Origin of the sequence: Ramlibacter sp. WS9 (assembly GCF_003797765.1) — a bacterium.
Taxonomy (GTDB): domain Bacteria; phylum Pseudomonadota; class Gammaproteobacteria; order Burkholderiales; family Burkholderiaceae_C; genus Ramlibacter.
The window spans coordinates 24,743-39,650 of the sequence record NZ_RKMB01000007.1 but is presented as its reverse complement, the minus strand read 5'-3'; the positions used below and the strand labels follow the sequence as shown (position 1 = coordinate 39,650).

General features: G+C 64.1%; 16 protein-coding genes. 8 read left to right on the top strand and 8 right to left on the bottom strand.

Annotation, left to right across the window (positions count from 1 at the left end; genetic code table 11):
* Positions 1-40: 40 nt before the first annotated feature.
* The 4 genes from EEB15_RS12875 to trxB form a co-directional block, all read right to left on the bottom strand.
* Positions 41-451: a DUF3597 domain-containing protein gene (locus tag EEB15_RS12875; RefSeq protein WP_141510266.1), complete on the bottom strand. Its 411-nt coding sequence runs from the start codon at positions 449-451 to the stop codon at positions 41-43.
* A 149-nt stretch (positions 452-600) separates the two neighbouring features.
* A complete protein-coding gene (gene rpmG, locus EEB15_RS12870; protein ID WP_141510265.1) occupies positions 601-771 on the bottom strand; it encodes a 50S ribosomal protein L33 in 171 nt (56 codons plus the stop codon).
* 17 nt (positions 772-788) lie between these two features.
* A complete protein-coding gene (rpmB, locus tag EEB15_RS12865; protein WP_141510264.1) occupies positions 789-1,022 on the bottom strand; it encodes a 50S ribosomal protein L28 in 234 nt (77 codons plus the stop codon).
* A 218-nt stretch (positions 1,023-1,240) separates the two neighbouring features.
* Entirely contained in the window at positions 1,241-2,194 is a 954-nt protein-coding gene (gene trxB / locus EEB15_RS12860; protein ID WP_141510263.1) for a thioredoxin-disulfide reductase, read from the bottom strand.
* Between the two features lie 159 nt (positions 2,195-2,353).
* Here trxB and EEB15_RS12855 point away from each other — a divergent pair, with 159 nt between their 5' ends.
* The 3 genes from EEB15_RS12855 (at position 2,354) to lolA (ending at position 6,161) form a co-directional block, all read left to right on the top strand.
* Positions 2,354-3,028 (top strand): Crp/Fnr family transcriptional regulator, encoded by a 675-nt coding sequence (locus EEB15_RS12855; protein ID WP_141510262.1) that lies wholly within the window; start codon positions 2,354-2,356, stop codon positions 3,026-3,028.
* Between the two features lie 81 nt (positions 3,029-3,109).
* The gene (locus EEB15_RS12850; RefSeq protein ID WP_141510261.1) at positions 3,110-5,452 is read left to right on the top strand and encodes a DNA translocase FtsK; all 2,343 of its coding nucleotides are present in this window, start codon (positions 3,110-3,112) and stop codon (positions 5,450-5,452) included.
* Between the two features lie 76 nt (positions 5,453-5,528).
* A complete protein-coding gene (lolA, locus tag EEB15_RS12845) occupies positions 5,529-6,161 on the top strand; it encodes an outer membrane lipoprotein chaperone LolA (protein WP_141510260.1) in 633 nt (210 codons plus the stop codon).
* A gap of 35 nt (positions 6,162-6,196) precedes the next feature.
* Here the strand turns inward: lolA and EEB15_RS12840 are convergent, their stop codons facing one another.
* Positions 6,197-6,568 carry a hypothetical protein gene (locus EEB15_RS12840; protein WP_141510259.1) on the bottom strand — a complete coding sequence of 124 codons (372 nt, stop codon included), beginning with the start codon at positions 6,566-6,568 and terminating at the stop codon, positions 6,197-6,199.
* Between the two features lie 146 nt (positions 6,569-6,714).
* Here EEB15_RS12840 and EEB15_RS12835 point away from each other — a divergent pair, with 146 nt between their 5' ends.
* From EEB15_RS12835 to EEB15_RS12815, 5 genes are all read left to right on the top strand, one after another.
* Entirely contained in the window at positions 6,715-8,055 is a 1,341-nt protein-coding gene (locus EEB15_RS12835) for a replication-associated recombination protein A (RefSeq protein ID WP_141510258.1), read from the top strand.
* A 307-nt stretch (positions 8,056-8,362) separates the two neighbouring features.
* A complete protein-coding gene (locus EEB15_RS12830; protein WP_141510257.1) occupies positions 8,363-9,292 on the top strand; it encodes a branched-chain amino acid ABC transporter permease in 930 nt (309 codons plus the stop codon).
* Positions 9,293-9,308: 16 nt separating this feature from the next.
* Positions 9,309-10,403, top strand: coding sequence for a branched-chain amino acid ABC transporter permease (locus EEB15_RS12825; protein ID WP_141510442.1), 1,095 nt, complete (start codon positions 9,309-9,311; stop codon positions 10,401-10,403).
* Between the two features lie 15 nt (positions 10,404-10,418).
* Complete coding sequence (locus tag EEB15_RS12820; RefSeq protein ID WP_141510256.1) at positions 10,419-11,228, top strand: ABC transporter ATP-binding protein; 810 nt, start codon at positions 10,419-10,421, stop codon at positions 11,226-11,228.
* Positions 11,229-11,310: 82 nt separating this feature from the next.
* The gene (locus EEB15_RS12815; protein ID WP_141510255.1) at positions 11,311-12,030 is read left to right on the top strand and encodes an ABC transporter ATP-binding protein; all 720 of its coding nucleotides are present in this window, start codon (positions 11,311-11,313) and stop codon (positions 12,028-12,030) included.
* Between the two features lie 13 nt (positions 12,031-12,043).
* Here EEB15_RS12815 and EEB15_RS12810 read toward each other — a convergent pair whose 3' ends face one another.
* The 3 genes from EEB15_RS12810 to EEB15_RS12800 form a co-directional block, all read right to left on the bottom strand.
* Positions 12,044-12,658, bottom strand: a complete 615-nt coding sequence (locus EEB15_RS12810) for an outer membrane beta-barrel protein (RefSeq protein WP_158290092.1) — start codon at positions 12,656-12,658, stop codon at positions 12,044-12,046.
* Between the two features lie 201 nt (positions 12,659-12,859).
* Positions 12,860-13,831, bottom strand: coding sequence for a tripartite tricarboxylate transporter substrate binding protein (locus EEB15_RS12805; RefSeq protein ID WP_141510253.1), 972 nt, complete (start codon positions 13,829-13,831; stop codon positions 12,860-12,862).
* 13 nt (positions 13,832-13,844) lie between these two features.
* Complete coding sequence (locus EEB15_RS12800) at positions 13,845-14,903, bottom strand: CDP-6-deoxy-delta-3,4-glucoseen reductase (protein ID WP_141510252.1); 1,059 nt, start codon at positions 14,901-14,903, stop codon at positions 13,845-13,847.
* Between the last annotated feature and the right edge of the window lie 5 nt (positions 14,904-14,908).

Genomic DNA, 14,908 nt, shown 5'->3' with positions numbered 1-14,908 from the left:
TTGTCCTTGTGCTTGTGGCGACTGCTTTGCAGTCGGGAAGTCAGTCCAGAAGTTCAGCCGGCACCTTGCCGCCGTTCTCAGCCATCTTCTTCATCACGGCCTTGTGCAGCCAGATGTTCATCTCGGCCGAGCCGTCCTTCGCACCGCTGTAGCCCAGTTCGGTGGCCAGCTCCTTGCGCTCGGCCAATGAGCTTTCCATGCCAACGAGCTTCATCAGGTCGACGATGGACGTGCGCCAGTTGAGCTTTTGCGGATTGTTGGCCGCCATTGCCGTAAGCACCGCTTCGACATCCACTGGTTGAACTGCCGCGGGAGCGGCGGCGCTGGCCGCATCGGCCGCCTGCCCGGCGGCGACTCCACCTGCGGCGGCCGTCGTGGCCGCACCCGTGGGCGCGTCGGCGGCGTCCGTGCGGTGAAAAATCTTGTCGAAGATCTTGCTGAAGATGCTCATGTTTTCTGCTCCATTGCGCCTGCGGGAATGCCGGCTCATCCGGATCGTCCTACAAGCCGGGTCGAACGCGTGTCGGACAAACCCGCTAGTTGGAGGCGAAAAAAAAGCCCCGCACGCGGGGCTTTTCCTTGGGCGCTGCTGCGCAGCGGTTACTTCAATTTGGTTTCTTTGTACTCGACGTGCTTGCGAGCCTTGGGATCGAACTTCATGATCGCCATTTTCTCGGGCATTGTCTTCTTGTTCTTGCTGGTGGTGTAGAAGTGGCCGGTACCCGCGGTGGATTCCAGCTTGATCTTTTCACGTCCGCCTTTGCTTGCCATGGTCGTGCTCCTTGGGGTTAGGCTTGACCACGTGCACGCAGGTCTGCGAGCACGGCGTCGATGCCGTTTTTGTCGATCAGGCGAAGGCCGGCGTTGGAGATGCGCAGGCGCACCCAACGGTTTTCGGTCTCGACCCAGAAACGGCGGTATTGCAGGTTCACTTGGAACCGGCGCTTGGTTTTGTTGTTGGCGTGGGAAACGTTGTTCCCGACCATCGGGCCTTTGCCCGTTACGTCGCAGACGCGTGACATGAGGAAATTCCTATCACCGGCCGGCACTACTGCAAGTGCGGGCCTCACCTCGCCCTATCGGGGGCGGTAACCGGCCAAAACCCCGGACGGACTTTTGGCAGAGCCTGCGATTATAACCCACCCCCGAAGCGGCTGCGCCGCCTCCCCCCTCAAGGGGGCGCAACCAGCGGCCCGGCGAAGCCGGATCCGCGGTTGCCGCTGAAACAACCCGCAGGGGACTAGGCTTCTTGTTCCAGGAACCTTTGGGCGTCCAGAGCCGCCATGCAGCCCGTCCCGGCGCTGGTGATCGCCTGGCGGTAGACATGGTCTTGCACGTCGCCTGCGGCGAAAACGCCAGGGACGCTCGTCATGGTCGCGAACCCCTGCAAGCCGGACTTGGTAATGATGTAACCATCCTTCATTTCCAGCTGGCCCTTGAAGATGTCGGTGTTGGGCTGGTGGCCGATGGCGATGAAGCAGCCATGCAGCATCAGGTCTTCGGTGGCGCCCGTCTTGGTGTCTTTCAGGCGCACCCCCGTGACGCCGCTTGCGTCACCCAGCACCTCGTCCAGCGTATTGAAGAGCTTGAGCTCGATCTTGCCGGCCTTGACTTTCTCCATGAGCTTGTCGACCAGGATGGGCTCAGCCTTGAACTTGTCCCGGCGATGCACGAGGTAGACCTTGCTTGCGATGTTGGACAGGTACAGGGCTTCTTCCACTGCTGTATTGCCGCCGCCGATCACGCAGGTGACCTGGCCGCGATAGAAGAACCCGTCGCAGGTCGCGCAGCCGGAAACACCCTTGCCCATGAATGCCTGTTCGGACGGCAGGCCCAGGTACTTCGCGGAGGCGCCGGTCGCCACGATGAGCGCGTCGGTGGTGTATTCGCCGCTGTCGCCCTTGAGCGTGAACGGGCGTTTGCTGAAATCAACCTCGTTGATATGGTCGAACACGATCTCGGTCTTGAAGCGTTCCGCGTGTTCGAGGAAGCGCTGCATCAACTCGGGCCCTTGCACGCCATGGACGTCGGCCGGCCAGTTGTCGACGTCGGTCGTCGTCATCAACTGGCCGCCTTGTGCGATTCCGGTGATGAGCAGCGGGTTGAGATTGGCGCGTGCTGCGTAGACCGCGGCGGTGTAGCCGGCGGGGCCGGAACCGAGGATCAGAACTTTGGTGTGTTTGGCGTTGGGCATGGTAGAAGACCTGTGTGGAAAGGGCCACACGTGGGTGTACATTTCGGGGCCGATCGGCAAGTATCAACCCGGTGACGGGCGAATGATCCTTGTCAATATCAATGGCCCCGATTGTAAGAACCCATTGCTTCTGCCCCGCGCCAGGAGGGAATTGAGAAAATGTCGATGTTGTCCAATCTGGAACTGATTCGCCGGGTGCCGCTGTTCGCACTATTGACAGCAGTGCAGGCCGAGTCTGTGTCGGAGGCGGTCAGCAAGCGGCGCTTCAAGCGCGGCGAAATCGTGGTGGAGCAGGGCGAAAAGTCCAACACGCTCTTCATCATCCTGACTGGCCGCGTGCGCGTCGTCACGTCCGACAAGCGCGGGCGCGAAGTCATCCTGGCCACGCTGCAACCTGGCGACTACATCGGCGAAATGAGCCTGATCGACAACGAGGCGCACTCGGCCACGGTACGCGCGGAAGTGCAGACCGACATGCTGGCGCTGGGCCGCGCGGAGTTCGCGCGATGCCTGCCCGAAAACAGCTCGATGGCCTACGCCATCATGAAGGGGCTGGTGCAGCGGCTGCGCCAGGCGGACCGCAAGATCGAGTCGCTGGCGCTGATGGACGTTTACGGCCGGGTCGCGCGGGCGCTTCTCGAATTCGCGGTGCCGGACAAGGACGGACTGATGACCATCCGCGACCGCATCTCGCGCCAGGACATCGCCAAGATGGTGGGCGCGTCCCGCGAGATGGTCAGCCGCGTGATGAAGGATCTGGAAGACCGCGGCTTCATCGAGACCCGCGAAGACGGCTCCATGCTGATCAAGGACAGGCTGACGACGCTGGGGTAGCGAACGGCCGCCCCTGCCGGGCCATCCAAATTTCGCCGGCACCAGTGGATGCCGGGTCGACTCCGGCATGACAATCCAGCAATGACTTACTCGCTCAACACCCTGACGGACACCCGCGGCAAGGCCCCGCCTGCGCGCTCAGGGGCGGGCCGGTTCGCCCATGAATTCGCACTGGTGGTCGGCCTGGTGGCCCTGGTGTTCTGGCTGCTCGCGCTGGTCTCGTACTCGGCGCAGGACCCGGCGTTTTCGACTTCGGGCACCGGCGCCGATATCCACAACTGGGGTGGGCGCCTGGGTGCCTGGCTGGGCGACGCTAGCTATTTCCTGCTGGGATTTTCGATTTGGTGGTGCTTCGCGGCCGGTGTGCGTGCCTGGCTGGCCGCACTGGCGCGGTGGATGCGCGGTGGCGTGGAGCCGCAGGACGAGTCGCCGCACCTGGCGCGCACGCGCTGGGCGTTCTGGATCGGGCTTGCGGTGTTGCTTTGCGCCAGCACCGCGCTGGAATGGTCGCGCCTGTACCGGTTCGAAGGCGTCGCGCTCGGCCACTTGCCAGACCACGCGGGCGGCGCGCTGGGCTACCTGGTGGGTCCCGCAGGCGTCAAGTGGCTGGGGTTCACCGGCTCGGGCCTGGTGTTCGTCGCGCTGGTGGTGCTGGGGGCCGCGCTCACGTTCCGCTTCTCCTGGAGCCACGTGGCGGAGCGCCTGGGCGCGCGGATCGATGGCTTGATAGAAGGCCGCCGGGAAAAGCGCGAGATGGCGCAGGACCTGGCCTTCGGCCAGCAAGCCGCCCGCCAGCGCGAGGAAATCCTGGTCGAAGAGCGCATCGAGATCGAGGAACATCACCCCACGCCCGTGCTGATCGAGCCCCTGGTGATCGACGTGCCCAAGAGCGAGCGCGTCGCCAAGGAGCGGCAAAAGCCCCTGTTCACCGAAATGCCGGATTCGAAGCTGCCGCAGGTGGATCTGCTCGATGGGCCGCAGGGCCGGCAGGAAACCGTCTCGCCCGAAACGCTGGAGATGACCAGCCGCCTCATCGAGAAGAAGCTCAAGGACTTCGGCGTCGAGGTGCGGGTGGTGCTGGCCCAGCCGGGGCCTGTGATCACCCGCTATGAGATCGAGCCCGCCACCGGCGTGAAGGGCTCGCAGATCGTCAACCTCGCGAAGGATCTGGCGCGGTCGCTCAGCCTGGTGTCGATCCGCGTGATCGAAACCATCCCGGGCAAGAACTTCATGGCGCTGGAACTGCCCAACGCCAAACGGCAGTCGATTCGCCTGTCGGAGATCCTCGGGTCGCAGGTGTACAACGACGGCAAGTCCATGCTCACGATGGGCCTGGGCAAAGACATCATCGGCAACCCCGTGGTGGCCGATCTCGCGAAGATGCCGCACGTGCTGGTGGCCGGCACGACGGGCTCGGGCAAGTCGGTGGGCATCAACTCGATGATCCTGTCGCTGCTGTACAAGGCCGAGGCGCGCGACGTGCGCCTGCTGATGATCGACCCGAAGATGCTGGAAATGTCGGTCTACGAGGGCATTCCGCACCTGCTGGCGCCCGTCGTCACCGACATGCGGCAGGCGGCGCACGGCTTGAACTGGTGCGTGGGCGAGATGGAGCGGCGCTACAAGCTCATGAGCAAGATGGGCGTGCGCAACCTGGCCGGCTACAACGTCAAGATCGACGAAGCGAAGGCCAAAGAGCAGTTCATCTACAACCCGTTCAGCCTCACGCCCGACAGCCCCGAACCGCTGGAACGGCTGCCGCACATCGTGGTCATCATCGACGAACTCGCCGACCTGATGATGGTGGTGGGCAAGAAGATCGAAGAGCTCATTGCGCGTCTCGCGCAAAAGGCGCGTGCGGCGGGCATCCACCTGATCCTTGCAACGCAGCGCCCGAGCGTTGACGTGATCACCGGCCTGATCAAGGCCAACATCCCGACGCGCATTTCCTTCCAGGTCTCCAGCAAGATCGACAGCCGCACCATCCTCGACCAGATGGGCGCCGAGGCGCTGCTGGGAATGGGCGACATGCTGTACATGCCCAGCGGCACGGGCTTTCCCGTGCGCGTGCACGGAGCTTTCGTCAGCGACGAGGAAGTGCACCGCGTCGTCGCCTATCTCAAGGAGCAGGGCGGCGAGCCCAACTACATCGAAGGCGTTCTCGAAGGTGGCACAGTCGATGACGATGGCGACCTGCTCGGCGAAGGGGGCGGTGGCGGCGAAAAAGATCCGATGTATGACCAGGCGGTGGAGGTCGTGCTCAAGAACAAGAAGGCCAGCATCTCGCTGGTGCAGCGTCACCTCAAGATCGGCTACAACCGGGCGGCACGCCTGGTGGAAGACATGGAGAAGGCCGGGCTCGTCAGTGCCATGAGCGGGGCCGGGCAACGCGAGATCCTGGTGCCGAACCGCGGCACCGAATAACTTTCGGTAACGTCCTACGCGAGCCGTTGGCGTCGGCTTCATACGCGCCGCGTGGCGCCGCGCCACAATGGGCGCCATGAAAAGATTTCTCACCATCACCGCATTGCTGTCCGCGCCGCTCTGGGCTCATGCCTCGGGCCTGGACGCATTGGAAAACTTCGTCAAGACCGCCAAGACTGGCCGCGCCGATTTCACCCAGGTCGTCACGGCGCCAGCCAGGGACGGCCAGGCCGCGCGCAGCAAGACGTCGTCGGGCACTTTCGAGTTCTCGCGGCCCAACCGATTTCGCTTCGTCTACAAGAAGCCCTTCGAGCAGGTCATCGTCGCCGACGGCCAGATGCTGTGGATGCACGACGTGGACCTGAATCAGGTAACGCAGCGCAAGCAGGCTGCGGTGCTGGGATCGACGCCGGCGGCGCTGATCGCTTCGGCGCCTGACCTGGCGACGCTGCGCAAGGAGTTCAACCTCGAAGCCGCGGGCGAGAAAGACGGCGTGCAGTGGGTGCAGGCGACGCCCAAGGCCAAGGAAGGCCAACTTCACAGCATGAAGGTGGGCTTTCGGGGCAACGACCTAGCCGTGTTGGAAATCCAGGACAGTTTTGGCCAACGGTCGGTACTGACGTTCACGAAGATGGAGATGAATGCCGCGGTGCCGGCCGAGTCGTTCCACTTCAAGCCGCCGCCGAATACGGACGTTTCGCGGCAGTAAAAGCCTGTCATGTCGGAGTGGATCCGGCACTCCACCTAAATCTCGCGCGTGATCCGGTCCAGGTCCTTGCGTTCGATGAATTCGTCCATGCGAGACAGCAGGCGCCACCATTCGCTTCCGTCCTCGCGGAAAACGCGCATCGCGCCGGCGCGCACGAGAATCTTGCGCAGCTCGTCGTCCTCGAATCCGCCCAAGTGCTGGCGCAAGGTGTCGAAAGAACGATCGGTGAAACCTTTGTGGCTGAGGAAGTGCCGCGCCGTTTCCTCGGCCATGAATTCGGTGCGGTGCTGTTCGCGCGCCAGCGCGAGCTGGTTGGCGAATTGCTGGCGGTTGAGGAAGTAGCTGATGCCGCCGCCGACGAGCGCGCCCAGCAAGGCGGAAAAGGTGGACCAGAGTGCGGCTTCCATGGTGGACGCACTATAAATGACGGCCTCGGGGCCGTTATCCCCGCGCAGAGCCTGCCCTCGCGAAGGCGGGGGCGGGTGCCCAGTGCTTCCGCATCTTTAATGCCCTGGATTCCCGCCTTCGCGGGAATGACGGAGAAAATACACACGTGGCCCAAAGCGTCCCTTCCACCCATCCGCCCCTGGCCGAACGCCTGCGCCCCAAGACATTGGGCGAGGTGATCGGCCAGCAACACCTGCTGGGCGAAGGCATGCCGCTGCGCATCGCCTTCGAATCCGGCCAGCCGCACAGCTGCATCCTTTGGGGGCCGCCCGGCACCGGCAAGACCACCATCGCGCGGCTGATGGCCGACGCATTCGACGCCCAGTTCATCACCATCAGCGCGGTGCTGGGCGGCGTGAAAGACATTCGCGAGGCCGTGGAGCAGGCGCAGATCGCCCAAGGCACGGCGCTGGAGGCCGCCTCGGGCGCGGACGGTCGGCGCACCATCGTCTTCGTCGACGAGGTGCATCGATTCAACAAGAGCCAACAGGACGCCTTTCTGCCGCACGTCGAATCGGGCCTGTTCACGTTCGTCGGCGCGACCACGGAGAACCCGTCGTTCGAAGTGAACTCGGCGTTGCTGTCGCGGGCCGCTGTCTATGTGCTGCAGCCGCTCACCGAATCCGACCTCGAACGGATCGTGGCCAAGGCCCAGGCCATCGATGCCGTGCCACCGGTCGAGAAGAAGGCACTGGATCGGCTCGTAGCCTACGCGGACGGCGATGCACGGCGCCTGCTCAATACGCTGGAGACGCTGGCCGTCGCCGCCACCAATGAGAAGCGCAAGGAAATCAGCGACGAGTGGCTGCTCAAGGTGCTGGGCGAGCGCATGCGCCGTTACGACAAAGGCGGCGAGCAGTTCTACGACACCATCAGCGCGCTGCACAAATCCGTGCGCGGCTCCGACCCCGACGCGTCGCTGTACTGGTTCATGCGCATGCTCGATGGCGGCGCCGACCCGCGCTACATGGCGCGCCGACTGATCCGCATGGCGGCTGAAGACGTGGGTCTGGCCGATCCGCGCGCGCTGCGCATGGCGCTCGACGCGTCCGAAACCTACGAACGCCTCGGCACGCCCGAGGGCGAACTCGCGCTGGCGCAATGCGTGGTCTATCTCGCGATGGCGCCCAAGTCCAACGCGGTCTACAACGCGTTCAACGAAGCCAAGGCCTTCATCAAGCAGGACGGCACCCGGCCCGTGCCTCTGCACCTGCGCAACGCGCCGACGCAACTGATGAAGAAGCTGGACTACGGCAAGGACTACCGTTACGCGCACGACGAGGAGGGCGGCTTCGCGGCCGGCGAAAACTACTTTCCCGAAGGCATGGCGCCGCCGCAGTTCTACCGCCCTGTGGATCGCGGCCTCGAGATCAAGATCGGGCAGAAGCTCGCCGAACTGCGCGAGCGCAACGCGGCAACCAAGAATCTGGGCAAGGACGGCGCCTAGGCCGCCGTTATTCAATTAGCGCATGGCTTGATACCGCAAGGTTAATCACAATGACTAATCGAACGGCAAAGCTGCTGATCCGGCCGCAAACACGAGGGTAAACCCCGCCAAGAGGCCTTTTTCATTCTTGGGCCCGCTGGCTACAATCGCTCACCACAAAACCCGTCCTGCGCGCATGGCGGGTTTTTTGCTAGGTGCCTGGGGGGCTCACAAAGCCCGCGTGACACCCGAAAATGACGGCACTGCCCATGACAGCGGTGCCCACCCAGGCCGGCAAGCGGCCGGCAAAGAAACGGAGAAGCTTCTTATGGAAACTCTGCTGCAACAGATCATCAACGGTCTGATCCTCGGCAGCATGTATGCCTTGGTGGCCTTGGGCTACACCATGGTGTACGGCATCATCAACCTGATCAACTTCGCGCACGGCGACGTGCTGATGGTGGGCGCGCTCACCAGCTGGTCGATCATCGTGACCATGCAGGAGTCGATGCCCGGCACGCCCGGCTGGATCATCCTGCTCATCTCGCTGCTGATCGCCTGTGTGGTGGCGGCGGTGTTGAATTTCGTCATCGAGAAAGTCGCGTACCGGCCGCTTCGCAACAGCCCGAAGCTCGCGCCGCTGATCACTGCCATCGGCATGTCGATCCTGCTGCAGACGCTGGCCATGATCATCTTCAAGCCGAACTACAAACCCTATCCCACCCTGCTGCCGGTGGTTCCGTTCCAGGTCGGCGGCGCGGTGATCACCACCACGCAGATCCTGATCCTGGGCCTGACGGCGGTGTCGCTCGCGGTGCTGACCTACCTGGTCAACTACACCAAACTGGGCCGCGCGATGCGCGCGACTTCTGAGAACCCGCGCGTCGCCGCCCTCATGGGCGTGAAGCCAGACATGGTGATCTCGGCGACTTTCATCATCGGTGCCATCCTCGCGGCCATCGCCGGTGTGATGTACGCCTCCAACTACGGCACCGTGCAGCACACCATGGGCTTCCTGCCCGGCCTGAAGGCCTTTACCGCGGCGGTGTTCGGCGGGATCGGCAACCTGGCCGGCGCGGTGGTCGGCGGCATCCTGCTGGGGCTGGTCGAGTCGATCGGCTCGGGCTACATAGGCGCCCTCACCGGTGGTGTGCTGGGCAGCCACTACTCGGACATCTTCGCCTTCATCGTGTTGATCATCATGCTGACCTTGCGACCGTCCGGCCTGCTGGGCGAGCGTGTGGCCGACAGAGCTTGACGGGAGCTGCATCATGATGAACTTCATCAATCGCCAGAACAAATACGCCGTCTACGCGGTGGCGGCGCTCGCGCTGCTGGTGCTACCGCTGATCCTGCAGCAGGGCGGCAACGCCTGGGTGCGGATCGCCGATGCCGCACTGCTGTATGTGCTGCTGGCCCTGGGCCTGAACATCGTCGTCGGCTACGCGGGCCTGCTGGACCTGGGCTACGTTGCGTTCTATGCGCTCGGCGCCTACATGTTCGGCCTGCTGGCGTCGCCGCACCTGACGGAGACGTTCCCGGCCATCGCCGCGATGTTCCCGCAGGGCCTGCACCTGCCGCTGTACATCGTGATCCCGGCGGCGGCGGCGCTGGCCGGCATTTTCGGCATCCTGCTGGGCGCGCCGACGCTGAAGCTGCGCGGCGACTACCTGGCCATCGTGACGCTGGGCTTCGGCGAAATCATCCGCGTGTTCCTGAACAACCTGGATCACCCGGTCAACATCACCAACGGGCCCAAGGGCCTGAACCAGATCGACCCGATCCATTTCTGGGGCCTGAACCTGGGCAAGCCGCTGACGGTGATGGGCTTCGAGATCGCGGCCGTGTCGCTGTACTACTACCTGTTCCTGGCGCTGGTGCTGGTCAGCATCGTCATCTGCCACCGGTTGGAGCTGTCGCGCATCGGCCGCGCCTGGATGGCGATCCGCGAGGACGAGATCGCGGCCAAGGCCATGGGCATCAACACCCGCAACATGAAACTGCTGGCATTCGGCATGGGCGCGACCTTCGGCGGCGTGTCGGGCTCGATGTTCGCGGCCTTTCAGGGCTTCGTGTCGCCCGAGTCGTTCAGCCTGATGGAGTCGGTGATGATCGTCGCCATGGTGGTGCTGGGCGGCATCGGCCACCTGCCGGGCGTGATCCTCGGCGCCATCCTGCTGTCGGCGTTGCCGGAAGTGCTGCGCTACGTGGCCGGGCCGCTCCAGGCCATGACGGGCGGCCGTCTCGACGCCGCCATCCTGCGCCAGCTGCTGATCGCGCTGGCGATGATCATCGTCATGCTGTGGCGTCCGCGCGGCCTGTGGCCGACGCCGGAACACGGCAAGTCGCTGCAGACCAAGCCCAACTGAGCCGGAGACACACGAATGGCAGATACAGTTCTCCGCGTCGCCGGCATTTCCAAACGCTTCGGCGGCCTGCAAGCGCTCAGCGACGTCGGCATCACCATCGAGCGTGGCCAGGTCTATGGCCTGATCGGCCCCAACGGCGCCGGCAAGACCACCTTCTTCAACGTCATCACCGGTCTCTACACGCCCGACAGCGGCACCTTCGAACTCGCCGGCAAGCCCTACCAGCCCACGGCGGTGCATGAAGTGGCCAAGGCGGGCATCGCCCGCACGTTCCAGAACATTCGCCTCTTCGCCGAGATGACCGCGCTGGAAAACGTGATGGTCGGCCGCCACATCCGCACTCACTCGGGTCTGCTGGGCGCGATCTTCCGCACCGGCAGCTTCAAGAACGAAGAGGCCGCCATCGCCAAGCGTTCGCAGGAACTGCTGGACTACGTGGGCATCGGCAAATACACCGACTACAAGGCACGCACGCTGTCGTACGGCGACCAGCGCCGCCTGGAGATTGCGCGCGCCCTTGCCACCGACCCGCAGCTGATCGCGCTCGACGAGCCCGCGGCCGGCATGAACGCCACCGAAAAAGTGATGCTGCGCGAGCTGATCGACCGCATCCGAAACGACAACCGCACCATCCTCTTGATCGAGCACGACGTGAAGCTGGTGATGGGCTTGTGCGACCGCGTGACCGTGCTGGACTACGGCAAGCAGATCGCCGAAGGCACGCCGGCGGACGTGCAGAAGAACGAGAAAGTGATCGAGGCTTACCTCGGCCACGGCCATTCTGCGGCCCCCGCCGCGGCTGCGGCGACTGGAGAAAAAGAATGATTGCAGCGCAGAACCGCTTCAAGCAAAATCGCGCCCCCTCGGGGGGCAGTGCAGCCGCCTTGGCGGCAAACGTGGGGGTGCTATGACTTCCGCTACGTTGTTGAAAGTCAGTGGCTTGAAGGTCGCTTACGGCGGCATTCAGGCCGTCAAGGGTGTCGACTTCGAAGTGCGCGAGGGCGAACTGGTCACGCTGATCGGTTCGAACGGCGCCGGCAAGACCACGACCATGAAGGCCATCACCGGCCTGCTCGGGATCAACGAAGGCGACATCGAATACCTGGGCCGGAGTATCAAGGGCAAGGGCGCCTGGGACATGGTCAAGCAGGGCCTGGCCATGGTGCCGGAAGGCCGCGGCGTGTTTACACGCATGACGATCACCGAGAACCTGCAGATGGGTGCGCACATTCGCAACGACAAGGCGGACATCGCGACCGACATGGACAAGGTCTTCACGATCTTTCCGCGGCTGAAGGAGCGCAAGGACCAGCTGGCCGGCACGATGTCCGGCGGCGAGCAGCAGATGCTCGCGATGGGCCGTGCGCTGATGAGCCGACCCAAAGTGCTTTTGCTGGACGAGCCGTCGATGGGCTTGTCGCCGATCATGGTCGACAAGATCTTCGAGGTGGTGCGCGAAGTCTATGCGCAGGGCGTCACCATCCTGCTCGTGGAGCAGAACGCGAGCCGTGCGCTGCAGATCGCCGACCGCGGCTATGTGATGGAGTCGGGCATCATCACGATGTCGGGCGACGCCAAGCAGATGCTCAGCGACCCGAAAGTGCGCGCGGCGTACCTGGGCGAATAGCTCCAGCCAACCCTTAGTAGCGGTACCGCAACCCCAGGCTCGTAGAACGAACGGGGTCGCGGGTGCCGCCCGCAAAACGGAAGTCGGTGCTTTCCCATTCGAGAGTTGCCGACAAGCGCGGCGTGAACGCGAAGCTCACGCCTGCGCCGTACGATAAACCGAAGCCCTGGTCCGAGCCGTAGGCTGCGCCCGGGGCCACGATCGATGTTTCCGTGCGGCCGTAGGTGGTGCCGACTTTCCCGAATACGCCGAGTGACTGCCAAACTGGTGCTTTGCCGACCAGGCTGAGGTTCAAGCCCTGCGCGCGCGTTTCGCCGCCGGCAGCCGCAATGCGGCCCATGTCCAGATAGCCCACTTCGACGCCCCAATGATTGCCAATCATCGTGTTGGCATAGAGCCGCGCGGTGCGCTCGGGGATGTCGCAGATCAGTGCGGTGGTGCCGCAGCCGCCGCCGGTCCGCGACGCGCCAATGTTCAAGCCGAGGGAACTGCGCCCGGTCGTTTGCCAGCCGTTGGCGAAGCTGAAAGAAGAAGTGCCTGGGGCGGCAACCTGCGATAGGGCGTCAAGAGGAAAGGCCAGCGCCGAGGTGGCGGAGACAACACAAAGAAGGGTGCGTAGCGCTGTCATGGCCGGGCTCCTGCTTGTCGTTCTGGAAGAGCCAATGTACCAAGTGGTAACTGGACCGTTTTGTCGGACAAACCGCACACGGACGTAGGACACCCGGCGGCTGCTATCCATCAGATAGCATGCGAGCAACGCCTGGTATGCCACGCAGGCAGGAAAGCGGGGGAGAGCCATGGACCCCCGAGGTTTCCCGAGGGCAACCAGCTAGTCGACCTTCGCCCCGGAGAGCTTTACAACTTTTTCGTACTTCGCCAGCTCGGCCCGCATGAAGCTGCCGAAGTCTTCCGGCGTGTTGTTCACCGGCTCCGCCATCAAACCGGCAAACCGGGAGCGCGCTTCCGGCGACTGCAATGCGGCCACGAATGCCTGGTTGAGCTTGGCCACCACATCCTTGGGTGTGCCTGCTGGCGCCACCAGCCCCCACCAGGTGTCGATCGCAAAACCCTTGAGCGTGTCGGCAACCGGCGGGACGTCCGGCAGCGCGGGCGAGCGTTGCAGCGTGGTGACCGCAATCGCCTTGAGTTTGCCGGCACGGATGTTGGGTGCGGCCGTGGCGAGGTTGTCGAAGTTGAAATCGACCTGGCCCGACAGCAGCGCCAGCTGCGCCGGGTTGCCGCCGTTGTACGGAATGTGCACGGCGAAGATGCCCGCGCCTTGCTTGAACAGCTCACCCGCCAGGTGGCCGGCGCTGCCATTGCCGCCGCTGCCGTAGTTCAGCTTGGCGGGATTGGCCTTGGCGTAGGCGATCAAGTCGGCGAGCGTGTTGATCTTCAGCCGCGCCGCGGTGTCGGCGTTCATCACCAGCACATTGGGCACGCGCACCATCTGCGTGATGGGCGCGAAATCCTTCGCGGCGTCGTAGGGCATCTTCGAGAAGAGCCAGGGGTTGATCGCGTGCGTCGCGACGGCCGAAATGCCGATCGTCAAACCGTCGGGTGCGGCCTTCGCGACCGCGTCCGCGCCGATGTTGCCGCCGCCGCCGGGACGGTTCTCGATGATCACGGTGCCCAGGCTGTCCTTGACGCGTTCGGCCAGAACGCGTGCTGTGACGTCGATGGGGCCGCCGGCCGCATAAGGCACGATCAACCGGATCGGCCTGGCTTGCGCCAACGCGGGCGAAGACGAAAACGCCGCCGCGGCGGCAAAGGCGGAAGCGATGAGGATTCTGCGTTTCATGGCGTGAGCCCGTTCAGGTGCCGGGACCATGCTTGTCGGCTTCGGTCGTGAACGAGTCGGCATGGAATTCGTCGGGCGGCAGCTTCGCGGCGGCGCTGTACTCGGCACGTGCCGAGTCGACGACGATGGGGGCGCCGCAGGCATAGACCTGGTGGCCCGACAAATCGGGGAAATCTTCGAGCACCGCGCGATGCACGAAGCCCGTGCGGCCGGTCCAGTTGTCTTCCGGCAACGCGTTGGAGATGACAGGCACGTACTTCAGGTTGGGCATTTCGGCCAGCTTGCCCTGGACCCAGTCGTCCAGGTACAGGTCGGACGGGCGGCGTCCGCCCCAGTACAGCGTGGCCGGGCGCGTGATGCCCTTGAAATGCATGTGCTCGATGACAGCCTTGATCGGCGCGAAGCCGGTGCCGGAGGCCAGCAGGATGATGGGCTTGTCGGAGTCCTCACGCAGGTAAAAGGCGCCGAACGGGCCTTCGACACGCAGGATCTCTTTTTCCTTCATCGCGGTGAACACGTGGTCGGTGAACTTGCCGCCGGGCATGTGGCGGATGTGCAGCTCGACGCCCGGGCCGTTATGCGGCGCGTTGGCCATCGAGTAGCTGCGACGTGCACCGTCGCGCAGGATGAACTCGACGAATTGCCCGGCGTGATAGCGCATGGTGTCGTTGGCCGGCAGCTGCAGCTTGACCACCATCACGTCGGGCGACTTCTTTTCCAGCGACAGCACGCGTGAGGGCATCTTGCGGATCGGGAACGCGCTTTCGTCGGTGACCTGGCGAGACTCGAGGACGATATGGGTCTGCGGCACGCCGCAGCAGGTGAGGATGAAGCCAGCGGCTTCCTCTTCGGGGCTCAGCGCCTTGGTCTGGTGATGGCCGTGCACGACCACGCCTTCGAGCTTCTTGCATTTGCAGGAGCCGCAGGCGCCATCCTTGCAGCCGTAGGGCATGCCGACGCCCTGGCGGATGGCGGCGGGGAGGATGGCTTCCTCCGCGTTGACGCTGAACGAGCGTCCGCTGGGCTGTACAGTGACCTGGAAGGGGCCGGCCGGGGCCGTGGCGCTCGTCATCTTTT